21 protein-coding genes are annotated in these 24,001 nt (G+C 54.4%); 3 read left to right on the top strand and 18 right to left on the bottom strand.

The genetic code is table 11. The features are described 5' to 3' along the window. Positions 1-184: 184 nt before the first annotated feature. Entirely contained in the window at positions 185-1,381 is a 1,197-nt protein-coding gene (locus MKY12_RS02545; RefSeq protein WP_339312806.1) for a nucleotidyltransferase family protein, read from the top strand. A 62-nt stretch (positions 1,382-1,443) separates the two neighbouring features. Here MKY12_RS02545 and MKY12_RS02540 read toward each other — a convergent pair whose 3' ends face one another. From MKY12_RS02540 to MKY12_RS02510, 7 genes are all read right to left on the bottom strand, one after another. Next, positions 1,444-1,833, bottom strand: a complete 390-nt coding sequence (locus MKY12_RS02540) for a hypothetical protein (protein WP_339312804.1) — start codon at positions 1,831-1,833, stop codon at positions 1,444-1,446. 247 nt (positions 1,834-2,080) lie between these two features. Continuing rightward, positions 2,081-3,877 carry an ABC transporter ATP-binding protein gene (locus tag MKY12_RS02535; protein WP_339312803.1) on the bottom strand — a complete coding sequence of 599 codons (1,797 nt, stop codon included), beginning with the start codon at positions 3,875-3,877 and terminating at the stop codon, positions 2,081-2,083. A gap of 22 nt (positions 3,878-3,899) precedes the next feature. Further along, the gene (locus tag MKY12_RS02530) at positions 3,900-4,349 is read right to left on the bottom strand and encodes a lasso peptide biosynthesis B2 protein (protein ID WP_339312802.1); all 450 of its coding nucleotides are present in this window, start codon (positions 4,347-4,349) and stop codon (positions 3,900-3,902) included. After that, positions 4,346-4,651 carry a lasso peptide biosynthesis PqqD family chaperone gene (locus MKY12_RS02525; protein ID WP_036730627.1) on the bottom strand — a complete coding sequence of 102 codons (306 nt, stop codon included), beginning with the start codon at positions 4,649-4,651 and terminating at the stop codon, positions 4,346-4,348. Before MKY12_RS02525 ends, MKY12_RS02530 begins: the two co-directional genes overlap by 4 nt. Beyond that, positions 4,648-5,586 carry an aldolase gene (locus MKY12_RS02520; RefSeq protein ID WP_339312801.1) on the bottom strand — a complete coding sequence of 313 codons (939 nt, stop codon included), beginning with the start codon at positions 5,584-5,586 and terminating at the stop codon, positions 4,648-4,650. Before MKY12_RS02520 ends, MKY12_RS02525 begins: the two co-directional genes overlap by 4 nt. A 138-nt stretch (positions 5,587-5,724) precedes the next feature. Then, complete coding sequence (locus MKY12_RS02515; protein WP_036694602.1) at positions 5,725-5,850, bottom strand: paeninodin family lasso peptide; 126 nt, start codon at positions 5,848-5,850, stop codon at positions 5,725-5,727. 28 nt (positions 5,851-5,878) lie between these two features. Further along, positions 5,879-7,804 (bottom strand): asparagine synthase-related protein, encoded by a 1,926-nt coding sequence (locus MKY12_RS02510; protein WP_339312800.1) that lies wholly within the window; start codon positions 7,802-7,804, stop codon positions 5,879-5,881. Positions 7,805-8,074: 270 nt separating this feature from the next. Here MKY12_RS02510 and MKY12_RS02505 point away from each other — a divergent pair, with 270 nt between their 5' ends. Together MKY12_RS02505 and MKY12_RS02500 are read left to right on the top strand one after the other, a co-directional pair. Continuing rightward, positions 8,075-8,659: a GNAT family N-acetyltransferase gene (locus MKY12_RS02505; protein ID WP_036730637.1), complete on the top strand. Its 585-nt coding sequence runs from the start codon at positions 8,075-8,077 to the stop codon at positions 8,657-8,659. A gap of 59 nt (positions 8,660-8,718) precedes the next feature. After that, entirely contained in the window at positions 8,719-9,594 is an 876-nt protein-coding gene (locus tag MKY12_RS02500; protein ID WP_339253650.1) for a GNAT family N-acetyltransferase, read from the top strand. 366 nt (positions 9,595-9,960) lie between these two features. On the opposite strand, the gene MKY12_RS02495 is transcribed toward MKY12_RS02500, so the two are convergent. The 11 genes from MKY12_RS02495 to MKY12_RS02445 all read right to left on the bottom strand — a co-directional run bounded on the left by MKY12_RS02495 (position 9,961) and on the right by MKY12_RS02445 (position 23,985). Continuing rightward, positions 9,961-10,617: a SprT family zinc-dependent metalloprotease gene (locus MKY12_RS02495; protein WP_339312799.1), complete on the bottom strand. Its 657-nt coding sequence runs from the start codon at positions 10,615-10,617 to the stop codon at positions 9,961-9,963. Between the two features lie 33 nt (positions 10,618-10,650). After that, a complete protein-coding gene (locus MKY12_RS02490; protein ID WP_143803819.1) occupies positions 10,651-11,985 on the bottom strand; it encodes a hypothetical protein in 1,335 nt (444 codons plus the stop codon). Between the two features lie 214 nt (positions 11,986-12,199). After that, positions 12,200-13,225 carry an ABC transporter ATP-binding protein gene (locus tag MKY12_RS02485; protein WP_339312797.1) on the bottom strand — a complete coding sequence of 342 codons (1,026 nt, stop codon included), beginning with the start codon at positions 13,223-13,225 and terminating at the stop codon, positions 12,200-12,202. Next, entirely contained in the window at positions 13,222-14,238 is a 1,017-nt protein-coding gene (locus MKY12_RS02480; protein WP_339312796.1) for an ABC transporter ATP-binding protein, read from the bottom strand. Before MKY12_RS02480 ends, MKY12_RS02485 begins: the two co-directional genes overlap by 4 nt. Beyond that, positions 14,205-15,164 (bottom strand): ABC transporter permease, encoded by a 960-nt coding sequence (locus tag MKY12_RS02475; protein ID WP_339314752.1) that lies wholly within the window; start codon positions 15,162-15,164, stop codon positions 14,205-14,207. The genes MKY12_RS02480 and MKY12_RS02475 overlap by 34 nt, the downstream gene beginning before the upstream one ends. Positions 15,165-15,223: 59 nt before the next feature. Then, positions 15,224-16,195 carry an ABC transporter permease gene (locus MKY12_RS02470; protein WP_036730648.1) on the bottom strand — a complete coding sequence of 324 codons (972 nt, stop codon included), beginning with the start codon at positions 16,193-16,195 and terminating at the stop codon, positions 15,224-15,226. 120 nt (positions 16,196-16,315) lie between these two features. After that, the gene (locus MKY12_RS02465; RefSeq protein ID WP_339312794.1) at positions 16,316-18,058 is read right to left on the bottom strand and encodes an ABC transporter substrate-binding protein; all 1,743 of its coding nucleotides are present in this window, start codon (positions 18,056-18,058) and stop codon (positions 16,316-16,318) included. A 596-nt stretch (positions 18,059-18,654) separates the two neighbouring features. Further along, positions 18,655-21,201 carry an ABC transporter permease gene (locus MKY12_RS02460; protein ID WP_339314750.1) on the bottom strand — a complete coding sequence of 849 codons (2,547 nt, stop codon included), beginning with the start codon at positions 21,199-21,201 and terminating at the stop codon, positions 18,655-18,657. Between the two features lie 13 nt (positions 21,202-21,214). Beyond that, positions 21,215-21,916 carry an ABC transporter ATP-binding protein gene (locus MKY12_RS02455; RefSeq protein ID WP_036730659.1) on the bottom strand — a complete coding sequence of 234 codons (702 nt, stop codon included), beginning with the start codon at positions 21,914-21,916 and terminating at the stop codon, positions 21,215-21,217. Positions 21,917-22,090: 174 nt separating this feature from the next. After that, complete coding sequence (locus tag MKY12_RS02450; RefSeq protein ID WP_036730661.1) at positions 22,091-22,987, bottom strand: SDR family oxidoreductase; 897 nt, start codon at positions 22,985-22,987, stop codon at positions 22,091-22,093. A gap of 158 nt (positions 22,988-23,145) precedes the next feature. Continuing rightward, entirely contained in the window at positions 23,146-23,985 is an 840-nt protein-coding gene (locus tag MKY12_RS02445) for an aldo/keto reductase (RefSeq protein ID WP_339312793.1), read from the bottom strand. Between the last annotated feature and the right edge of the window lie 16 nt (positions 23,986-24,001).

Genomic DNA, 24,001 nt, shown 5'->3' with positions numbered 1-24,001 from the left:
TATAAGGGCAGCCGTCCCTGTGGAGTCAAGATGATTCTCTACTGGCAGGAATGATAAGTTCCGTGACGCACCTGGCGAAAAATTGACAAATTTCGGTTATCGATGGTACGCTCACTAATATCGTTCTTTTATATAGAACAAATCCGGTGCGGATCTGTTCACAACTCAGATAAGGAGCGTCCCTATGACTGACCGGAAGATTCTTGATCAGGCAAGCTTAACCAAGGAAGTACACCTTATTCTTGCACTACTGAATTCCGGAAGTCCAGATGAGACGGCGCGGAAGCATCCGCAGTTGTTCACAGAGGTGAACTGGGACTTATTCGTGGAGCTGAACCGTCAGCACAGGGTGTATCCCTACCTATATTCCAGGCTGAGCAAGATGGAGGAGCAGGTGATCCCTTCTGACGTTCTGGAGCAGCTGAAGTGGCAATACCGCAGGAATACGGTACAGATGCTCCACCTTAGCGGCGAAATGAGCAATATCGCAGGTCAGCTGGCCGAGCTGAATATCCGCTGTCTGTTCCTCAAAGGGCCGGTGCTTGGGCAGGAGCTGTACGGAGACCTGTCGCAGCGCACCTCCCGGGATCTCGACTTTCTGGTGCCGATGGAACAGCTGGAGGATGCCGAAACCTTGCTGATCCGGCTGGGCTATGAGAAGGAAGACAAGTTCGAGAGCCTGCTTGGCGACTGGAAATGGCGGGAGCATCATTCAACGTTCGTGCATCCTGTCAGCAACGTCAACCTGGAGCTGCACTGGCGGTTAGGACCGGGGCCCGCCAAAGAGCCTGCGTTCGACGAGCTCTGGCGTCATTCGCGGACCAGCAGCACCTTCGGCCAGAATGTCCGCTATCTGGGGCCGGAGGATCTGTTCATGTTCCTGGCTGTACACGGTGCCAGACATGCCTGGTCCCGGCTGAGATGGCTGCAGGACATCAAGATGCTGCTAATGGGACAGCAGCCGCCCGATTCCGCTAAGCTAGTCCGCTTACTACAACACTATGATCACAACGCCATAGGAGGACAGACGCTGATTCTGGCCAGAGAGCTGCTGGAGACGCCGGTTGACCCGGCGCTGTCCCCGCTGATGGACAACCCCAAGGCCCGCAGGCTGGCACAGGACATTCTGTTCTATCTTCCGCGCATCGTGAATTTGAATACCCCTCCGCTCGAGCCGGAGGTGGAGCAGCATTTCAACCGGTACCTTCCAAGCATCCTATCCACCCGAAGCCGGATGCTCCGCTCCGCCAGCTTCCTCTATCCCTATGCAGCGGATGCCAAGACCCTGCCACTGCCGAAGCCGCTGCATTTCTTGTATTTCCCGCTGCGGCCTTTGCTGTGGAGCTGGCGGAAGGTGACGGGTTCGGAGAAGGAGAATTAGCGGAGGCCCACCAATGCATATAGAAAGGCACGTGCTGCTAGTTAATTGCAGCACGTGCCTTTTTACGGTTTCGGAGCCGGGTGGCGGTCAGCCAATGTAATCGGTTTTTCGATTACATTCGGGCTACAACCTCTGCGCCCATCCAATGTAATCGGTTTTTCGATTACATTCAGGCCACAACCTCTGCGCTCGCCCAATGGAATCGGTTTTTCGATTACATTCGGGCCACAACCTCTGCGCTCGCCCAATGGAATCGGTTTTTCGATTACATTCGGGCTACAACCTCTGCGCTCGCCCAATGTAATCGGTTTTTCGATTACATTCGCGCCACAACCCCTGCGCTCGCCCATTGTAATCGGTTTTTCGATTACATTCGCGCCACAACCTCTGCGCTCGCCCAATGTAATCGGTTTTTCGATTACATTCGCGCCACAACCTCTGCGCTCGCCCAATGTAATCGGTTTTTCGATTACATTTGGACCACACACCCACGCAGCACCGAATTGTGTTCGGTTTTTCGCCTACATTCGGGCTACAACCTCTGCGCCCATCCAATGTAATCGGTTTTTCGATTACATTCGGGCTACAACCTCTGCGCCCATCCAATGGAATCGGTTTTTCGATTACATTTGGACCACACTCCCACTCAGCACCGAATGTGTTCGGTTTTTCGCCTACATTCGCGTTTAAGGTATACCCTTACCCTGCCTCTTCCTGGCCCTTCAGCAATCGGCTGAACATGCCGCCCTTCTCCGAAGCCAGGCCGCTGTAGACACCCTGCTGGATGACCCGGCCCTGGTCGATGACCAGAATCTGATCGGCTCCACGGATCGTGGACAGGCGGTGGGCGATGACGATGACCGTTACGGAAGCCTTGATCCGCTCCAGCGCCTCTTGAATCCGCTGCTCGTTCTCGGTGTCGAGCGCACTAGTCGCCTCATCGAGTACCAGTATCGACGGCTTGCGGATAATGGCGCGCGCCAGCACCAGGCGCTGCCGCTCCCCGCCCGACAGGCGGACACCCCGGTCGCCGAGCAGTGTATCCAGTCCGTCCGGCAGCTTGCGGACGAAGTCCGCCGAGGAGGCGAACTCCAGCGCCTCCCACAGCTCCGCTTCCTCCGCATCCGGCTTGATCATCATTAGATTATCGCGGATGGTCGCGTTATACAGGAACGGATCCTGTGCCACATATCCGATGGACCTCCGGTAGGACAGCAGCCGCTCCCCTCTGACCGGCTGACCGTCGGCTAGAATCTCCCCGTTCTCCGGCTGCATCAGTCCCATGAGCAGATCGACGAGCGTGCTTTTGCCGGCGCCTGAACGTCCGACAATCGCCGTCATCTGCCGGGCGGGAATCCGCACATTGACGTTCTGGAGCGAATATTGCGGCTCGTCCGCATGATAACGGAAATCGACATTCCGGGCCTCCAGACCGTGCTCCAGCGTCATAGGCAGCACCCGTTCTCCGCCTTGATCCGCTTCATGCTCGACAGCAGCCAGACATTCTTTCTGCAGCGATTGCAGTTGTTTGAAGGATGGCACTACCGAGGCCAGCTGCTCCAGCAGCGACTGTAGCGTCGAGAAGGTCGGCCACAGCCGGGTGAAGACGAGAATGACCAGCAGCAGATTCGGCCCCTCCACTTGCATGAACCGGAAGGACACGAAGATAAACACAGCAATCAGCAGCGTGGAGGACAGCTTATACAGGAGCTGGGAGTTGGAACGCAGGCGCGTGTAGTCCAGTTGCTCCTGCTTAACCTCGCCAGTGAAGGCATGCAGCCATTCGAGACGGGACTGCTCCAGATTATTGCTTTTGATATCCTTAATTCCGTTCAACTGGTCGGTAATGCCGCCTAGATACGTCTTGCCCAGCTCTGTGCTGCGGCTACCCAGCCTCTTCGCCTTACGGATGAACCGCCGGGAGAAGATGGACAGCAGCGCCGCACAGACGAGAACCGCCAGTGTCATCTTGGGGGACAGCCAGAAGGCAAAGGCAATCTGCACCAGGGTGAACAACAGCGAAGTCAGGAACTGCAGGAAGCCGCTGATACCCGCCAGGACTCTGGCCAGCTCGGTGGTCATCATATTAATCAGATCAGAGGTGCGTTTTCTCAGAAAAAAAGACCACTGCGCCCGCAGCAATGCGCTATAGACCTCAACCCGCAGCTGCCTGCCATAGGTCTGCTGAATCTCGACATTGCGGATCGCCACGAATCTTGCGATCAGATTCTGGCAGAGCACAATCAGAACATAACTGCCCAGCACCAGCAGCAGCGCTGTGGACTGCGGCAGCTCACTGATGAATCCGAGCATGGGAAGATGATAGCCAGCCGTCGCGCCGCCCAGCTGAATGCCGGCCATGCCGAGCATGGGAACCAACAGCAGAATGGCAGAGCTCTCCAGCAGACCACTGATCACCATGCCAAACAGATTAAGATACAGCTTCACGCCCGACAACCGCTGAAGCTGCCGGACGTAGTAGATTATGGCTTGCATGGACCCACCTCGATTACTCGGCTTATAACACCTTCGCGAACTTCTCCACCACCACGAAGCCCTGCATCGCATCATCCCCGGAGACATAATGGGCTCCGCTGCGCAGCCAGGCGTGGGCAATCATTTGTCCCTGCTTATCGCGGGCGACCCCCATGTAGAGGGTGCTCTCAATGCCCCGCTTCTCCAGCATCTTCAGGGCGGCTACCGCCCGGACCATACAGGTGCTTTTCCAGGGAGTATAACGGCTCATCACCCGGATTGCCTTGGTAATCTGCTGGATGCGGCGAAGATCGGAAGGCTTGGATACTGCGGGACTCTCCAGGGATTTCACCCCAAGCTGAGGGGCTGTCCTCGCAAAGGGGAACAACAGCTGGATTCGGACCAGCATCAGCCGCCATAATGTCTCGGGAAGCAGCGCAAGCAACGCCTTGTCATGCACCAGCAGAAGACGGAGCCTCCGGAGGGTCATCATGGGCCGCTAACGATGGAGACCAGATCCTCATTCAGCAGATTCTGTACAAAATCAATCACATCCTGCTGTGCCACCTCTGCTGGCACCTCAAAGATCTCCTGCATCTTCCCGGCAATCTGCCGAATCGATACCGGTGAAGCCAGCGCTTCCCAGATCTCACCGCCAACTTCGCCGAGGTTGTAGTATTTGCCGTTCTTCACATTCAGCATGACCTTCTCGCCGTCCATATCACTTGCGATATTGCCTTCCCGTTGAACCAGTACCGAATCCGGCGACAGCACTTCTGTAGTATTCATATTCATAGGTTCATCTCCTTCACCTTGGGCATAATCGTCTCCATAATCATTTCCGTCTGCTGCGGTGCACTGAAGCCCTGCTCAGGGCGGGTCAGCCGGTACATCGGCAGCCGGTTCACGAACGAGGCCAGCAGCCCGAAGTGCCATTCTCTGACACCCATAGGGTCGACCAGCGCTTTTTGATAGGTATGATTGTATAAGGTATGAAGCCGGTCCAAGCCGCTTATCGCCTCTACGGCCACCGGCCCGTCCTGCACCACAGACAGTTCAAATATGCCGGCCAGCGGCAGCGGCTCACTCTGGAACCGGTCATGCACCGGTACGGCGAACTTGGTCTCCCGCTGAAACAGCGGACGGTACGCAGACGAATTCATTCCCAAATAGTCCAGGCTCTGCTGCCACAGCTTCTGCTGCGGATAACCTGGAACAGCTAATGGATGTCCATTATGCACCAACACGGGAATAACGTCGTCACTGACCAGGAGATGTCCCTGATCCATCAGATAGGAGGCAAGCGTGGATTTACCCGCACCTGAACGCCCCACCAGCGCATAAGCCTTATTGTCCAGCACAAGCGAGCTGCCGTGCAGGGCCAGTATGCCTTTTTGCATCAATACTACACCCATACAGCTGCCCAGAATGAACAAACGGATGCTATCCGGATCTGCGCCTGCTGCCGGAGAGACTGTAATCGTACTGCCGTTCTGTATAGAAAAAATAGCGGTGCCCTTCACCATGAACATCACTTCATGCTCCGCGATGCCCAGATTCGGCGTAATCTTCGGTATTGCTTCCCATCGCTCAAGCAGACGGCCTTCAATTACCGACAGGCTCCCTATCCTTCCGGGCTGATCCGTACGGGGAAGTTCTGGTAGCGCGAACTCACTGAGGATTTGCAGGCCAAAAGCCTTATAACCGGGGCATTGCACTGTGCCAGCCATACTGCTCACTCCATCTCAGTCAATTTCACCCGTTGTCTTGCGGATGACAAGTGGAAACGCTACTTCGGATAAAGGGATAGCCCTGATCCCCCTCCAGCAAGCTAAGAGGGATTAGGGCTGAGCGGTAATGCAGGAAGACTAGGAGTGACTAACGATTTCATCTGGATCGGCTTGGAACGCATCGGCAATGGATACCCCCGGGCCAGCCATCGTCATTTTCACATCCAACACTTCCAATGCAGGCTTGCTGTATTCCTTTTTCATCTTGTCACCCCCTTTCAAGAAACGTCCTTCAGGAGAGCCGCTTCAAAAAGCGGTAAAACACCAGTCCTCGTGTAAGAAGGCGGAAATCCGTGTTAAAGATTAATAATGGTTCGGGCTCACTACCCAGCCGGTCCAAGCATCCGGCGAGCCCGGGACGATTCAGATAAGACGAAGTACGGGGGTCTTGCAGCATCTCTCTCAGCTCCTGCTGAAACCTCTGCCACTCGGGCAGCATACGCGTAATGCCGTCCGCCCCCTGGATGCCGCGCCGGGTCTGGTTAAGCCTGACCTTATCCGGCAGCCGCCCTTCCATCGCCCGGCGGATGAGCGAGCGGTCCATTCCGTTCTGGACGTATTGCTCCTCAGGCACCGACATACAGAAGTTGATGACACGCAGGTCATTCGTTGCATCCCGGTCCCATACCCTGTACTTCAGCGACAGCTTGGTAGCCGCCGTTCCGTTCACATTCCAGACATGTGGCTGGCGGAAATGCTCTCTGCGGATATTGTACACGGTCTGGGAAGCAGGCGACTGGTCCAGCTCCTTCAGCCGCTCCTGCACCCCAGTCCGCCGGGCAAATTCAGGATGGATCAGCTCCGGCGGAGCCTCCTGCTTCCCGGCCATCAGCTGGCCCAGAGCGGGAAATACCTTGCGCCCCGCTATTTTCAGCATTCTTTTGCGGCTTACTCCCATCGAATGGCTGTACAGCTTATTCTCCCGGTAAAAGCGGAACCAGCGGAATTCACGCAGCAGCTTCGCCTGGTAATCCAGCGCCGGTCCCCAGGAGATACTCCAGTTGCCCCGCTGTCCGCTGAGCAGCACTCCGGCATTCTTCAGTCCGGCTTGTTCATATATGCCCCTCAGCCAATAGGAATTCTCTATGAATTTGTAGGGCATCTCCATAATATCGAGCCATTCGTCGATTTCGCCATAAGAGCTGCGGTCAGGAAAGTTGTAAAAGCTAGGCTCAATGTTCCCGACATAGTCGATGGTCTCCTGAATATATGGACGCTCATCGGTCACCCGCTGGCCCAGCTTGAACCCTGTAAAATGATCCAAAGGATACGAGCTGAAGGTGTGGAGCGGCTTGCCGGTACGGCGAAGCTCCTCCGCCGCAAAGCTCACCACCGCCCCTGAATCCAGCCCGCCGCTTAAGTTCGCACCAGCTTCAAGGTGGGTACGCAGCCGGTCCCGGACGGCCCGCCCGAACACCTCACGGAACGCTTCCTCATACTCGCCATTGCTGCGCAGCCGGAGTGGAGACGGCGTCTGGAAGGTGTAATACCTGGAGAAGGTAATCCCCTGCGGGCTGACTGTCATCGAATGCGCCGGGGGCAGCTGCTCCACACCCTGATAGACCGTGGAGAACATATCCGCGACATCCATCCGGCCCTGGCCCGCCAGATATTCCGAGATCCAGCCTTCATGCAGCGCGTGTTCTCCATCCATTAGCGTGAGCAAAGGATGAATCACGGTGCAGAAGGAGAACTGTCTGCCAGAGCGTTGGAAGTACAGCGTCCGGCTCCCCGAGAAATCCCTCGCTCCAAACAGCGTCTTCCTGCCGGCATCCCAGATCATGAAGGCAAAATCTCCGACCAGATGCACCGGAGCCTGATCCCCCCATTTCTCATAGGCCAGAAGAATCAGCAGGCTGTCCGGCATCGACTCCTGATCCTCCCGGACAACCTGAAGTTGTCCAAAGAGCTCGCTGCGGTTATCAATGATGGCATCCGCTACGATCGCCAGCTTCCGCTGCGGATCATAATAGGGAAGCACCTCGCCCCGGGACTGCGGGGTAATCCACTGTGCGTGGCACCCGAGGAACAGCCCCTCCGTATTCCAGCCCCGGGCATCATCCGCCGGATAACGCTGCAGCTCCTGCATCAGGCGCGGGCCGAGCTCCGGGTCCAGCGGCCCATGCTGCATAGAATAGATCCCGGCGATTGCACTCATGGGTTACCTCCAGCTGTCTATAATTTCGCTACCGTTTCAGTACTAGGTTCATTACAACAGGTTCTTAATAGTGAACACTTCTTATTACCTAAGATAACGTTCTTGCCATTAAATGTGAATAGTACCAGAGAGTACTTTTAGGTATCCTTTAGCGTATTGACTTTAGTTAAAATCTATGGTATTAAAACCCTGAAATATGACCTATGGTATATAATGGCTTATACTGAAAGTAACTGATTCACCAAATACTCTCTATAGGAGCTAGATTTTATGAACAATTATTCAATAGACCCCATCCTGATTCCCGTACCGGAGAGCTTCGAAAGCAGCCGCCTGCAAATCCGTGCAGCACGCTGGGGGGACGGCCCTGCTGTAAACGAAGCCGTTCGGCAAAGTGCCGCTGAATTAAGCCCTTGGATGCCCTGGGCCCAGCGTATCCCTTCTGTAGATGAATCGGAGGTGTCCATCCGGAAATCACGGCTGCAGTTCCTGGAACGCAGCGATATCCGGCTGCTGCTCTTCCATAAGAAGACAGGGCAGCTTATCGGGAGCAGCGGCCTGCACCGGATCGACTGGCAGGTGCGTAAATTTGAAATCGGATATTGGGTACACACCTCGTTCGCCGGTCAAGGTTACATCACGGAAGCGGTGAATGCCATTGCAGATTTCGCCATACAGGAGCTACAAGCTAACCGGCTGGAGATCCGCTGCGATTCCCGCAATACGCAGAGCGCACGCGTAGCCGAACGTACTGGCTTTACGTTGGAAGGTATTCTGCGCAATGACAAGACCGATGTACAGGGGAGCTTGAGAGACACAATGGTCTACTCAAAGGTTCGCGGGGTTGAATATTAAGGGGGATTTAGTATAGTTGGGGTTAAACTTTTACCAATACACCTAAGGAGAAACTACCTATGAATACTCTTCAATTTGTCTACAATTATAAAGATCATGAGCCGCTGCGGAACAGCTTTTTGGAGCTGGCAAAAGACACGTTCGAGCTGGAGCTGGAGCGCTGGTATGAGGAGGGCTGCTGGACGGATAAGTATGTCCCTTATTCTTATGCGGAGAGAGACCGGATCGTGGCGAATGTCTCGGTGAATCTCATAGAGCTAATTATTAATGGAGTGAAGTCCCCTGCTGTGCAGATCGGGACGGTGATGACTCATCCTGACTATAGAGGACGCGGCCTGTCTGCACGGTTGATGGACAAGGTACTGGAGGAGTATGGGCAAGCGTGTGAATTCATGTATCTTTTTGCCAATGAGTCAGTCTTGGAGTTCTATCCTAAGTTCGGCTTCCACCCGGTGGAAGAGCAGATCTTCTCCATGGCCTGCCCCGGGGGCACTGCCGGATCTGCGCCAATCCGCAAGTTGGATCTAGCCGACCCGCGTGATCTGAGCCTGGTCTCTTCTCTCGGAGCGCAGCGGGTGCCGGTATCTGAGCGTTTTGGCATCAGCGGCGCCCATGGCCTGCTAATGTTCTACTGCCTGAACGTGTTCAGCGATCAGCTCTACTACCTGGAGGACGAGAATCTCATTGCCATCTGCCAGCAGGAGAATGGGCAGCTTGAGCTCTTCGATCTGATTAGCACACAGCCCGTCTCCTGCCGCGACATCGCCCTGAAGCTTGCGGACAGCGATACGGAGACGATCGTCTTCCACTTCACCCCGGATGAACCCGGCCTGGAGCTGTCAGGCAGCAGACATTCAGAGGGCCTATTCGTCCGGACTCAGGGCGGGCAGCATTATCCTGCGAACGTCAAGCATCCGGCTACTTCCATCGCCTAGTGAAGCATCAGATTGCAATATGTGAGAACAGCTTAACTAAGTCGCTTGTTGAAGGTTTGCCATGCCCCGATGAAGGTACAAGTGGTATGCTTAATTGCAATCCGTACAACTAAATCGTCTGATGTGCCGCCATATCTCCGTTTAGCTGTATTTCGTACAACTAAAATGCCCTCTGCACCGGGTTCTCACCCATTCAGGCGGATTTAGTTGTACAGACTACATTTAAGAGAGGAATTCTTTCTTTTCCACTGTTTTTAAGTGTACAGAATACAACTATCACCGAATGTTCGCTTCGGCGAAAGAACGATAGTCCATACATTACCGCATCTTTAGAATGAATTCATTTCTTTCGATAGGTCACATAGGTCACAGCGTCATGAACTGCCCCTGCCGGGCCAGGTACGCTTCCTTCTCCTTATAGTCCGGCATGATACTGCCCAGGCGCCGCCAGAAGGAACGGTCATGATTCATATGCAGCAGATGACACAGCTCATGAATGATGACATAGTCAATCACTTCAGGCGGCGCCATGGCCAGGCGGTAATTGAACGTCAGCTTGCCGTCAAAGCTGCAGCTCCCCCACTTGGTCCGCGACTCCACAATCTCCATACTCTTCGGCTTCACTCTGAGCTGCGTCTGGTAGGGCTTGATGCGCTCTGCGATGATTTTCTTCAGACTGGCCGTATAGAATTTCTTCAGCGCAAGCTTCAGCTCCTCCGCATCCGCCTGCCGGTCCCCAATCAGCTCATGCAGCGCATATTCCTTCCCCAAGTACAAGAAGGCTTCTTCGTCGCCCTCATAAGCCTTAACCCTCGGCACCTGCCGGGCTGCCGCATTGCTGCGCAGCTTCTCCAGAATCTTCGGGCCTAGACTTGCTACCGCACCGAGGATCGCCTCTTCACTCGTTCCCTTGGGCGCCTTAACGGTAATGAGGTCCGAGCCGTCCACCATTACGGATAGCTTCTTGCGCTTGGCATACTGGACATGTAACGTAACCATCTGATCTTCTAGTTGAATCTGCATAGCCACCATCGTTTCTGTAATTTCTATTACACACTAATATACCGGATAACCGGATACAAACACCGCCAGATACAGCAGCCCCCCCGCAATAAATAGCGTAGTGAGCAGGATATCTTTCCACTTCTTATCCTCCGTCAACAGCACAGCCGCGAACGCCAGCGGAAACGCAACAGCGAAATAACGCGGAGCAGACAGCAGCCAAGTCGGGGCCACTACATAGACGAAATAGGCGATCACGTACGCCATGTAGGCGGGATTAAGCTTCTTCGTACTGCGGAGCATCATGAAGAGAACCAGGAAGATCGCGCACAAATTCGGCAGCCACAGCCCTAAGAACGACCGGTAATCGGCATCCTTGAAGGTATTCACCGCATATTCCATCTGATATCTCGCAGTATCGAAAAAGAAGTAGAACCGCTGCGACCAGTGCTCCCGCTGATAAATACTGAACTGGAACGCGTTGCCCGTCACATTGTAATTAATGTAGAGATAAGCCAGCAGACCGAACGAGACACTCACCAGGGAGAGAACAGCCAAGATCAGCTTATTCGTAAAAGCCTTCCGGTCCATTGACCTGTAGCCAGCGGCCAGCTCCCGGGCAAATTCCACGGCAATCGGCACGGCCAGCAGAATCCCCGGGGAACGGGTGAATCCGGCCAGCGCTGCACAGAGGCAGCCCAGCAGCCATCGCTTTTTGCGCACAAAATACAGTGCCATCAGGGAGAGCAGCAGGAACAGCGCCTCTGTCATGGGAAGGAAGAAAAAGAAGGCCGACGGGAAGATGAAGATGTACTTCACTACCCGCAGGGCATTCCTGCGCCCCATATCCAGCCGGGCCAGTTCATAAGCGAACAACGCCGCTGCAAGCGTGCAGAGATTGGCTACGGCAAATCCTGCAGCCATATAATTGCCTGTGAAGAACTGCGCCAGCTTGATCATAACGGGAAAGAACGGCAGAAATACAATATGAAATCTGGGATCTCCTTCCGTCACATACCACCGTTCGGCAATGCCCAGGTAAGACATCGCATCAATTCCGCGGATATGCCACATCTCAATGAAGCGGGAGAACAGGCTGCCGGAGCCTCCCTCCCGAAGCACCCAGAATACATAAGCCGCAAGGATTAGCAGCACCCGGCTAGCGATCACCCACAGCACAATCTTCCACCAGATCCGCTGCCGTTCCTCCGGGGAGTCGTCCGTATTCACCGTCCGCAGTGCGCTTGGGCTATTGATGTACCCGGTTATAGCGGGGATGGCCCGCAGGCCCGTCCAGATAAACAGGGCCAGACAGAGCAGGGAAGCCAAGGCCCCCGCCAGGGTCCAGGTATGTACCGACACTGCCCATACCCAGACAGCTATTATCATAACAAGGATAAAGAGTGCTGAAATTGCTGTATTGACCTTTTTCACCATAGCCTCCGGTTCCGCAAGCTTTGCGGTATTGATTAGTCTTTTTCTCATTTTCTTATAGAAATGCCTGTAGCACAATGATTAGTTTAGCACGATATGACAAGCGAAAAGGAACACCGCGTAAGATTCAGCAGTGTCCCTCTTCGGTACAGCACAGGTTAATCCTTAATCAGGATTTCGGAAGCAACGGGAAATGACAGGCTACCGGACGGCCCGGCAGGACCTCTTCCAGCAGCGGCTCCACTAAGCGGCATTTGTCCTGGACGAACGGGCAGCGGGTATGGAACCGGCAGCCGGAGGGCGGATTGGCCGGGGAGGGCACATCCCCCTCCAGCATAATCCGTTCCTGCTTGCGCCTTGGCGTCGGCTTGGGAATGGCCGAGAGCAGGGCGGCAGTATACGGATGCAGCGGGGCTGCGAACAACTCCTCTGTCTCTCCCACCTCCACCAGCTTGCCCAGATACATGACCCCAACGCGGTCAGAGATATGCCGGACTACATTAAGACCATGCGCAATGAACAGGAAGGTTAGCCCCAGCTCCTTCTGCAGCTTCATCAGCAGGTTAATGACCTGGGATTGCACTGACACATCAAGTGCGGACACGGCCTCATCAGCCACAATAAACTGCGGATTCAGTGCAATCGCTCGGGCGATGCCAATGCGCTGGCGTTGTCCGCCGGAGAATTCATGCGGGTAGCGGTTCCGGCGGCTGGCATCCAGACCCACCAGCTCCATCAGCTCGACCACCCGGGCATCGATCTCCTTGCCGGACATCTTCCAGTGAATGCGCAGCGGCTCGCCGATAATATCCTTGACGAGAAAGCGCGGATTGAGCGACCCGAACGGGTCCTGGAAAATAATCTGCATCTCTTCCCGCAGCTTCCGCATATCACGCGAACCCAGCGAATGGATATCCTGGCCCTTGAATAGCACCTGCCCCCCAGTTGCACTTTGCAGCCGGAGCAGTACCCGTCCGAAGGTGGATTTGCCGCAGCCGGATTCCCCGACCAGCCCGAATGTCTCGCCTTGGCGGATCGCCAGATTAACTCCATCTACCGCCTTCACCTGCCCGACGGTGCGGTTAAGCAGACCCTTGGTAATTGGAAAATACTTCTTAATATCCTTAACCTCCAACAGCACTTCCGAGGAAGCCACTACCTTACGGTCCGGCTTGGCTAATGTCTTATTCATCATGCGCGCTTCGCCTCCCTGCTGGTATCCGCTGAAACCGGCTGATCCTTGAACAGCCAGCAGGCGGACCGGTGATCATCAGAGATCATGAAATCCGGCGGCTCCTGGCTCCGGCAGATCTCCATCGCATGCGGACAGCGCGGGTGGAAGCGGCAGCCCGCAGGCAGCTGTCCTATCGGCGGAATCGTTCCGCTGATCGTATAGAGCTCGCCTCCCCGTCCGCCTTCAAATCCCGGAATCGACTGAAGCAGCCCTATCGTATACGGATGGCTGGGATGGTCGAAGATCTCTTCCACACCGCCCTCTTCCACGATAGCGCCCGCGTACATGACAGCAATGCGGTCCGCCATCTCGGCGGCAACCCCCATGTCGTGGGTAATCAGCAGGATGGACATGCCAAGCTCCGACTGAAGCTTGCGCAGCAGATCCAGAATCTGCGCTTGAACGGTAACATCCAGCGCAGTGGTCGGCTCATCGGCAATCAGAAGCTCGGGGTTGCAGGCCAGCGCAATCGCAATGACTACGCGCTGGCACATCCCGCCGGACAGCTCATGCGGGTATTGCTTCGCACGAATCTCCGGTGCGGGTATCCCCACTAATCGAATCAGATCAACCGCCAGCTTCAGCGCTTCTGCATCCTTCTTATTCTGATGCAGCCGCAGACTCTCAGCAATCTGCTCGCCTATGGTGAAGACCGGGTTGAGCGAAGACATCGGGTCCTGGAAGATCATAGCGATCTGGTTACCGCGGATTTCCCGCATCTCCTCCTGGCTCTTCGCCCCCAGATCCTGTCCATGGAAGTCAATCTGTCCATCCAGGATCATACCGCCCGCATAATCGATCAGGCGCATGATCGCCAGCGAGGTGACACTTTTGCCGCTGCCGGATTCGCCTACAATACAGACTGTCTGACCTTTATTCACCGTAAGGGAGATGCCGTCGGTTGCTTTGAGCAGTCCCTTCTCTGTCGCAAAGCCGGCGGTTAGTTTCCGGATTTCGAGTAGTTTTTGCGCCATTGTTCCAGCCTCCTCCGGGATTTGGTCACTTGCTGTCTGGGATCAAGGGCATCCCGGATGCCGTCGCCGATAAAGTTAACCGCCAGCACCACCATCAGGATGCAAAAGCCCGGATACACCGCCTGCATCGGATCAATCAGCATGAACTCCTGGGCGTTACTGAGCATCAGCCCCCAGCTCGTAGCCGGAGCCTGGATACCAAGACCCAGATAGGACAATGCGGATTCACTGAGAATCGCGCCGCCGACCATCAATGTGGCATTAACAATGATCGGGAAGCTCGCATTGCGGAGCAGATGCCGGAAGATGATTCCCCAGCTGGATACGCCGATGGCTTTGGCCGCCTCCACATACTGCATTTCCCGCAGCTGCAGGAAGGTTCCCCGGACCAGCCGGGCAATACTCATCCAGCTCGTGAACGCCAGAATCAGGATCATGAATTTAATCTGTGTTCCGAACAGCGCCATTACCAGGATATTTAGGAACAGAGACGGTACAGAGTTCATGACGTCAACAATCCGCATGAATACCGTATCCACGAATCCGCCGAAGTAACCCGAAATGGCTCCGACTATCGAGCCGACCAGCACGGATACAAAAGCAACAGAGAAACCAATAAGCAGCGAAATCCGCGCACTATACAGCAGTCTGCTTAGAATATCGCGGCCCAGCTCGTCGGTGCCGAGGGGATGCCCCTCCGCTCCCGGCTTCAGGTTGGCGAACATCAGATCAATCTTCTCCGGCCCATAGGAAGTCAGAAACGGTGCGAAGATCGCCAGCAGGACAAAGATAAGCAGGACGGCCAACCCGCCCATGGCAAAAGGATTGCGTGAAAACTTCTTCCACAGCACTCTCCACGGGCCGGGAGGTCTGTCCATATCCACCACCGGAATTTCCGGGTCGGTCCCGCCCGGCATCGGACTCATATCCGGCGTTCCCAGCGGCTTGGAGACCTTCCCTTTGATAAGCTCTGTATTATCTGCACTCATGCTGCCTTCCCCCCTTGCTTGCCGAGCTTCACCCGGGGATCAACTACGACATACAGTATATCTGCCAGCAGATTGCCAATGACGACCATCACAGCCGTGACGATAGTCACAGCCATCAGTGCCGAATATTCGCGTGCAGTGGCCATCTCTACGAACCAACGGCCCATTCCCGGCCAGTTGAATACATTCTCTGTTAGTGCGGCCCCTCCTACCAGGATCGGAAGATCAAGGCCTAGTATCGTAATAATTGGAATTAGTGCATTGCGCAGGGCATGGCGGAAGACGACCTTCCGTTCCTTGACGCCTTTGGCCCGTGCCGTCCGGATATAATCCTGATCCAGCACCTCCAGCATACTGGCCCGCGCATACTTCATATAAGAAGCCAGGAACCCAAGTGCCAGTACCGTTACCGGCAGCACCAGATGCATGAATAAATCAGCGATACTGTCTTCCTTGCCTCTTGTATGCATATCCGACAATGGGAACCAGTCCAGCTTGAGCGACAGCCACTGCTGCAATAGAATCCCGAACCAGAAGGTCGGCATGGCGAAGCCCAGATAAGAAATGAACGAAGCCGTCTGATCCGATAAACCATAGACTTTGGTACTATTGTAGATTCCCCAGGGGATTGCGATCAGCAGGGATACCAGCCAAGCCGCACCCATCAAGATTATGGTATTGCCGATACGCGGCCAGAGCAGGTCCGAGATCGCAATATGGTTCTTGAAGGTATACCCCAGATCCCCTTGCAGCAGGTCGCCGATCCAGTGGATGTACTGGATATGAATCGGCTGATCCAGACCCAGATTCTTGGCTTGCTGCTCGAAGATTTCGGGAGTCAAGCCCGGGGCCAGCATCACTTGTGTGGGTCCGCCCGGAGCCGCATGGATGAGAAGAAAGGTTAGTATGGTAATCAGAAAGATGACCAGTACCGATTGAAGCACTCTACGTATCAGGTATTCTGTCATTGGCTATCCTCCTAGAGATGGTAAGGCGATAGATTACGGAGGCCCCCCATTTATACAAAAGGGGGAGGTGAAAGAGAATTCTCTTTCACCTCCCGCAAGTCTATTCAGTTAGTCGGTACGTTACTCGGTTACCCACCATTTGATAGCGTGGAAGAACTGTCCGTAGCCCAGTGACGGCTCAGGAGCATCCTCCTCTGCCCAGTGCACTCTAGGTCCTGTTCCGATCGCCTGACCATACTGATACAGGAATACATAAGGAAGGTCGGTTGAAATTTCCTTACCTACTTCTTTGTAGATTTCTTTGCGCTTAGCCTGATCTACCGTAGAATATCCGTCTACCCACAGCTTATCCAGCTTCTCATTCTTATACCAGCCGCTGTTCTGTCCGGCAGGCGGGAAGTACTTGGAGGAGAAGATGCTCTCTGCATCCGGGTCTGGTGTATTCAGGGACCATGCCAGCAGCAGTGCCTGGAATTTACCCGGTGTAACGTTTTGGTCGATCCAGGCAGCGAAGTCAATCGCCTTCGGCTTCACTTCAATGCCGACATCCTTCAGGTTCTGCTGAATAACCGAGGCAACCTGCTCACGGCGGCTGTTGCCGGCATTATATTGAAGCTCGAAGGAGAACCGGTGTCCGTCTTTGGTAAGAATTCCATCCTTGCCGGCAACCCATCCGTCTTCAGCCAGGAGCTTCTTGGCCGTTTCGGCATTGTAATCATAGTTCACAGCGGCATCGCCCGGATCAGCCCAAGTGTCCGGCAGGAACGGAGCATTCATCAGGGCGCCTATGCCCTTCAGGATATTATCCACCATTCCCTGACGGTTCAGTGCATGGGCAATCGCCTGTCTGGTCTTCTGTCCGGCGAACAGACCGTAGTTATCCGGGAAGTTCTTGCCGTCGAAGTTGAACATTACATATTCATATTGCGCGCCCGGTTTCTGGATGATATCAATCTTGCCGTCAGCCTTAACTGCTTCAACCTGGGTTACAGGAATCGCGCTGATATGGTCAGTGTCACCCTTCATAATTGCCTGAACCTCAGTGTTCTGGTCAGCATAGATCTTATAGATCACCTGAGCGATATGAGGCTTCACAGTTCCCCAGTAGTTCGGATCAGCATCCATGGTATGACTCTCGCCTTGCTTCCAGGCTGTCCATTTCCAGGGTCCGCTTGTAACGGTCTTGGCCGGATCAGTACCATAGGGGTTCTTCTGCATTTCGGTCGGCTTCACATCCTTCAGGACATGGGCTGGAACAATCTCCTGGACCAGCGCATACAGGAACGGCGCATAGACTTGGGACATTGTGATCTTGACGGTGTGGTCATCCACCTTCTCAACGCTTTTCACCTTGTCAAAGGCACTGATCAGCGGAGAGCCTGTCTCTTTATTCTTGGCCGTTTCAATGGTATAGATTACATCATCTGCAACGACGGGCTGACCATCACTCCATTTGGCGGTATCCTTCAGCTTCACAGTATAGGTCAAACCATCTTCAGAGATCTCCGGCAGCGCGGCAGCCAGCGACCAATCCTCTGCCTGTACATTGCCTTCACGGTCGAGATTGTACAGCTTGGCGAAGACGAACTGGGCCACATCACCAGACGCGGTGTCATTAACTAAGAGCGGATTAATATTAACAATATCGGAGAATGAGCTTGTAACTAGTGTTCCGCCGTCAACCGGCGCGTCAGCTGCAGGTGCTTCCGTAGCATCAGGCGCCGCACTCTCTGCCGGTGCTGTAGTGGCTGCAGGCGCATTTGTTGAAGAACCCGCAGTGTTATTCGTACTGCAACCTGTAAATAGAACCCCTACCAACGATAAGACTAGTAAACCTGACCACCATTTTCTCTTTTTCGCCATTCCTTTACTCCTCCTTAGTTAAGTGCTTGTACCTGCTCTTCAAAACTTCTCGGGAGACTGGGATGCTCCGGATCGTTATCCGTCTAAGACCACTAATGACCGCCTACGCATTACATGTGACATAACATCACACCTAATATATATTGTAGAAATGCGTTGAATAGACCGCGGGTCAATTAAGGTCAGGGATAACATTCCCGGCGGGAAGCCTCACAACTTCCCTCATAAATTATGGTTTATATTACATGTGAATATATCTTACGTCAATATATTTATTTACCGCTGTACAATCTTACTTTTTTGCTCCCGAAACATTTACTTCCAATGTATCTTGAAATAACTGTAAAAATACCTTTTACCCATCATTATAATGAGTTTAATCGGGTTAGTTTTAATGACACTTTCTTATCATTTTCGCGATTTTACGACACTGTTCGTCATATTTTCGTATGTTTCAGCGCTAATTCCCCAGCCATCGGTTCCTTTTCAGGCACAAAAAAGAAGAATAACGGCTCCGGGCTCCCTCTGCCCTCGGCTCATTATCCTTCCTTGTATGCTGATGCTTTTTTTATTTTTTTGACAAAATCGTGACTGAACTACTCTACCGACTTCAGCGCTTCAATCATATGAATCCGCTTGAGCTTGATGTGCATGAAAGCCATTACGATGCCTGAGAATAGTATGGTCAGCAAGGCTGCATAAATGTAGCTCTGCCACTTGATGAGCGGAGCGAACATGGTGGCATCCAGCTCGGCAGTCGACAGGACGAACCGGTGCAGGATCACCCCCAGAGCACTGCCGGACAGGATGCCGAGCAGGGTCAACAGAATATTTTCCCGGTAAATATACAGAGTGACTTCCTTATCATAGAAGCCGAGCACCTTAATCGTAGACAATTCGCGGACCCGCTCAGACACATTGATATTAGTCAGGTTGTACAGGACCACGAAGGCCAGCGCGGCAGCAGAGACAATCAGCACCACAATGACGATATCCATACTGTCCATAGTTTCCTCGAAGGCCTCTCCCACACCGCTGGAAAAGCTGACCAAGGCCACCTGCCCATTCGCAGTCAGCTTCTCCCCGAAGGCGCTCTCCCACCCTTTGTCCTTGCCGCTGTAGTTCAATAATTGAGTATTATAGACCGGCTCCTTGCCGAACACCTCCGTGTAGTACGCCGGGGTCATGTATACATAATGCAGCACATAGTTCTCGGTGACCGCCGCTACCTTGATCTGGAATGGCTCATTGTTGCTGTCCAGAAGCGTCAACGTACCCCCGGGGGCAACATCATACAGCTTAGCCAGCTTCTCTGTAATGACCGCGCCCTCGTCACTCAGTACACGCGGCTTACCGGTTCTGCGGTCCTTAAGATTAACGAAAGACGCCAGTGCGGTTGTATCTGAGGGAACAAAGATCCGCACTTCCTGGTCGTTCACGCCTTTGGCCCGGGCGGTCATAGCCTCCTGCAGCACATTCAGCGTGCCTGTCACCGCAGTCTCCTGTTCAATCAGCTTCTTATAGGAAGCCTGATCTGCGGCGGCTGCATTATCATGCAGGGCTACCAGTGCACTGTATTTCATAATCCCGCCGAACTGCCGCTCGGCGATGCTGCCGATGGAATCCTTCAGTCCAAAGCCGGTCAGGATCAGCGCGGTACAGCCTGCCACCCCGATAACAGTCATGAACATCCGCTGCTTGTAGCGGAACAGATTGCGGGCTGTCACCTTTTGCACGAAGCTGAGCCGGGTCCACAGGAACTTGAAGCGCTCCAGTAGAATCCGCTGCCCGCTCTTGGGTGCCTTGGGCCGCATCAGCACAGACGCGTTGCTCCGCAGCTCCACCCGTGAAGCGACCATGGCCGTCATCGTTGTACAGATTAGCGCCACGACTATAGAAATAACGGCGTAAGAAGGGTAGAAGCTCTTGATCACATCCGGCAGGTTATAGAGAGAACTGTAAGCATTATAGATCAGGTCCGGGAAGAACGTGAAGCCGACCACCAGACTCGCGATGGATGCCGCTAGGCTGGCAAGTGTTCCGTACACCAGAAACTTGGTCATAATGTCCATAGCACCGTATCCGAGTGCCTTCAACGTCCCAATCTGGAGCCGCTGCTCCTCCACCATGCGGGTCATCGTGGTTAAGCTGACAAGCGCTGCAATCAGGAAAAAGAATACCGGGAAAGCCGACGCAATCGCGGACAGACGGTCCGCATTATCCTTGTATTCGGCGTATCCCGGGTTCATTGTGCGATCGGCCACATATACTTTAGGCAGCTCCGGCTGGCTCTGCGCCGCTGTCTGCTGTTGTTGCTGCGAGGCATCCGCTGCCTGCTGGCCCGCAGCCAGCTTGGCGGCCGCTTCCGCCTTCAGCTCCTCCAGACGCTGCGCCGGGTAATCCTTGAGCGCTTGCTCTGTCTCTGTGAGGTGGCGCTCAACCAACGTGTCATAGGCCGGAGTATAGGCCCTCTCCGCAGCCGTATCCTTGAAGCTGAGATAGGCCTCCGTATACACCGGGAGTGTGAAATCCCCTTCCGGGATGACGGCGAACGCATCGGCAGTCCCTTTGCCGATCCGGCTCGTTCCACGGTTCGCGGTCTCAATATATTGTGGGCTCTGCGCGAAGCCTACTACAGTATAGGTCTTGGTCCGGAAGCTCTGTTCAGGCGTCTCCCCGGCCTCGCCGCCGAAGATAATAGAATCGCCAAGCTTGAATTTCTCCTGTTCGCGCAGGTGTTCATCCAGTACAATCTCTCCAGAGGCTGCCGGGAGATGCCCGGCGGTGAGCTTGTAGCCGTTCAGTTCATTATTGTCCGCATACGAATAGACCTTGGCAATCAGCCCGCTGTCGCCAAGAAAGACATCGGAGCTGTATACAGGCTGAACTGTCTGCACCCCGGGTATCCCCCGAAGCTTCTCGATCCCTTGCTCTGACAGGCCGTAAGTGGACTGGACCCGCAGATCCATCAGCCGCAGATCCTTATAATACGTCGCTGCGGTGTCCAGCATATCCGGCCCGGCCGACTTGATCCCGGAGAAGAAGCTGACCCCCAGCATAATAATTGCAAAGATCGAGAGGAACCTCGCCTTGGTGCGGCCGATCTCCCGAAAAACATCCTTCCATAATGCCCGTTTCTTCATCATTCCCGGCTCCTTACCATTCGATATCTTCCACGGATACCGGCGCTGGATTCTTCACCATTTTCCGTACCTTGGCGTTGTTGATCTCAATGACCCGGTCGGCCATTGGAGCAATCGCTAGGTTATGCGTAATTACAATCACCGTAGTGCCGGTGTCGCGGCAGGTATCCTGCAGCAGCTTAAGCACCTGCTTGCCGGTATTGTAATCGAGCGCACCGGTCGGCTCATCACAGAGCAGCAGCTTCGGCTGCTTCGCCAGCGCTCTGGCGATAGCCACGCGCTGCTGCTCCCCGCCCGAGAGCTGGGCCGGGAAGTTATTCAGCCGCGCGCCAAGGCCCACATCCTCCAGCACCTTCCGGGCATCGAGGGCCCGGGGCGAGATCTGCGAAGCCAGCTCGACATTCTCCAGAGTGGTCAGATTAGGGACCAGATTATAGAACTGAAACACGAAACCCACGTCATTACGGCGGTAGCCGGTCAATTCCTTGGCGCTATAACGTGCGATGTCAGTACCGTCCACAATGACCTGGCCTTCGTCGGCGGAATCCATCCCGCCCAGTATGTTAAGCACCGTTGATTTTCCCGCCCCGCTGGGCCCTACAATTACAGCAAATTCACCCTTCTCGATCTCGAACTCAATGCCGTCGTTGGCAACAATCAGGGTCTCCCCCATCTTATAGCGCTTATATTCGCCCTTCACCGTTACGAATGCCATGCCGTCTCCTCCTGTCTTCTCCACAAACCGCTAATGCACCAGAACTGGCAGATACGATTTCAATTCCATGACTCAAGTGTAGCACATGAACCCCCTATGATGGCAAAAGTGGGGTCACAGCAAAAAACCTCCTGACGGAGGTTCCTGCTCAAGTGTGTTGTTACTCATTCTTATTTATGGGGTCGGCATTCCGCCGTTGGCATTCAGGGTCTCACCGCTGACATAGCTTGATTCCTGGCTGGCCAGGAACACATAGGCCGGAGCCATCTCAGCCGGTTGGCCGGGGCGTCCCAGCGGGGTCTTAGCTCCGAAGTCCTTCAGGACTTCCTCCGGCTGTCCCCCGCTGATCTGAAGCGGAGTCCATACCGGTCCAGGGGCAACCACGTTCACCCGGATTCCCTTAGGGGCCACCTGCTGGGCAAAAGCTTTGCTGAAGGTATTAATGGCACTCTTCGTGGTGGCATAGTCCAGCAGAATCTCTGAAGGCTCGTAGGCCTGAATCGATGAGGTATTAATAATTGTACTACCAGGCTTCATATGCTTCACCGCTGCCTTGCAGAGCCAGAACAGCGAGTAGACATTCGTCTTGAAGGTAGCATCGAACTGTTCTGTAGTCAGGTCGGCGATGTCCTTCACGAACTGCTGCTTACCGGCAATGTTAGCCAGGATATCAATCCCGCCCAGCTCTTCTACGGCCTTGGCAATCAGCTGCTCGCAGTACTTCTCGTCCTTCAGATCGCCCGGCAGGGCCACCGCCTTGCGTCCGGCTTCCTCGATGAGCTTAACGACTTCCTTCGCATCAGCTTCTTCCTCCGGCAGATAGGCCAGCACCACATCGGCGCCTTCACGGGCATAAGCAATCGCTACCGCCCGCCCGATTCCGCTGTCCGCTCCCGTAATGACGGCCTTCCGTCCGGTGAGCTTCCCGCTGCCCTTGTAGGTGCCCGCTCCGTCATCGGGACGCGGGTGCATTTTCGTCTCTAAGCCCGGACTGGGTTGCTGCTGCTCGAATTCAGGCGTAGCCTTTTCATATTGCTGCACAGGATCTTGAATCTTATATTGATTACTCATGATAATATTCCTCCTCTGTTCGCTTCTGATTGTGTAGGCTTCTGACTCTTTCTATGTAACCAGCTTCCCTTTTTCTTAAACGAATTATGTATGAGCGCTGTAACAAAACAATAGCCCCCTGCCAAAGAGCAAGGGGCCATAACTATAACATCAACGAATTAGAACTCTTCGTACACGGCCGGGTCCTGGTCCCACAGCGGTCCGGTGGACGGGAGCTCAGAAATCACCTTCATCTCAGCCTCCGACAGCTCGAAGCCGAAAATCTCCAGATTCTCCCGCTGATGCTCTTCCGACGCCGATCTTGGAATCGGAACCGCTCCCAGCTGCACATGCCAGCGTAGAACAATCTGTGAGACCGATTTGTCATGGGCTGTGGCGATCGCAATCAGCTGTTCATTCTTCAGCAGCTCCGTGCCGCGTCCTAGCGGACTCCAGGATTCTGTGACGATTCCGTGCTGCTCATGATATGCGCGCTGCTCCGCCTGTTGATAGAAGGGATGCAGTTCAATCTGGTTCATAGCCGGTACCACCCCCGTTTCCTTGATCAGGCGGTCCAGATGCTCCGGCAGGAAGTTGCTGACGCCGATCGAACGGATCAGCCCTTTGGCCCGCGCATCGATCAGTGCCTGCCACGCCTCCACATACAGGTTCACCTTGGGGTTCGGCCAGTGAATCAGATACAGGTCATAATAATCCAGTCCTGCACGGTACAGCGATTCTTGAACAGTCTCGACCGCTTCATCATACTTGTGATGGCGTCCGGGCAGCTTGGATGTAATGAACAGCTGGTCTCTGGGTACCCCGCTCTGCCGTACCGCTTCCCCGACAACGCCTTCATTCTCATAGTTGAATGCCGAATCAATCAGACGATACCCCAAATCCAGGGCAGTCCTCAGATTCTGCATGCCCTTTGTACCTTTGATCCAGGCCGTTCCGTAGCCAATCGCAGGCACCTTCATTCCATCGTTCAGCAGTACTTCCGGAATATGATTCGTCATGTTCATGCGCCTCCTG

This window comes from Paenibacillus sp. FSL M7-0896 (assembly GCF_037975415.1).
Taxonomy (GTDB): Bacteria; Bacillota; Bacilli; order Paenibacillales; family Paenibacillaceae; genus Paenibacillus_AQ; species Paenibacillus_AQ silagei.
Note: the sequence above shows the minus strand (reverse complement) of the source record. Positions and strands in the feature narration are given on the sequence as shown.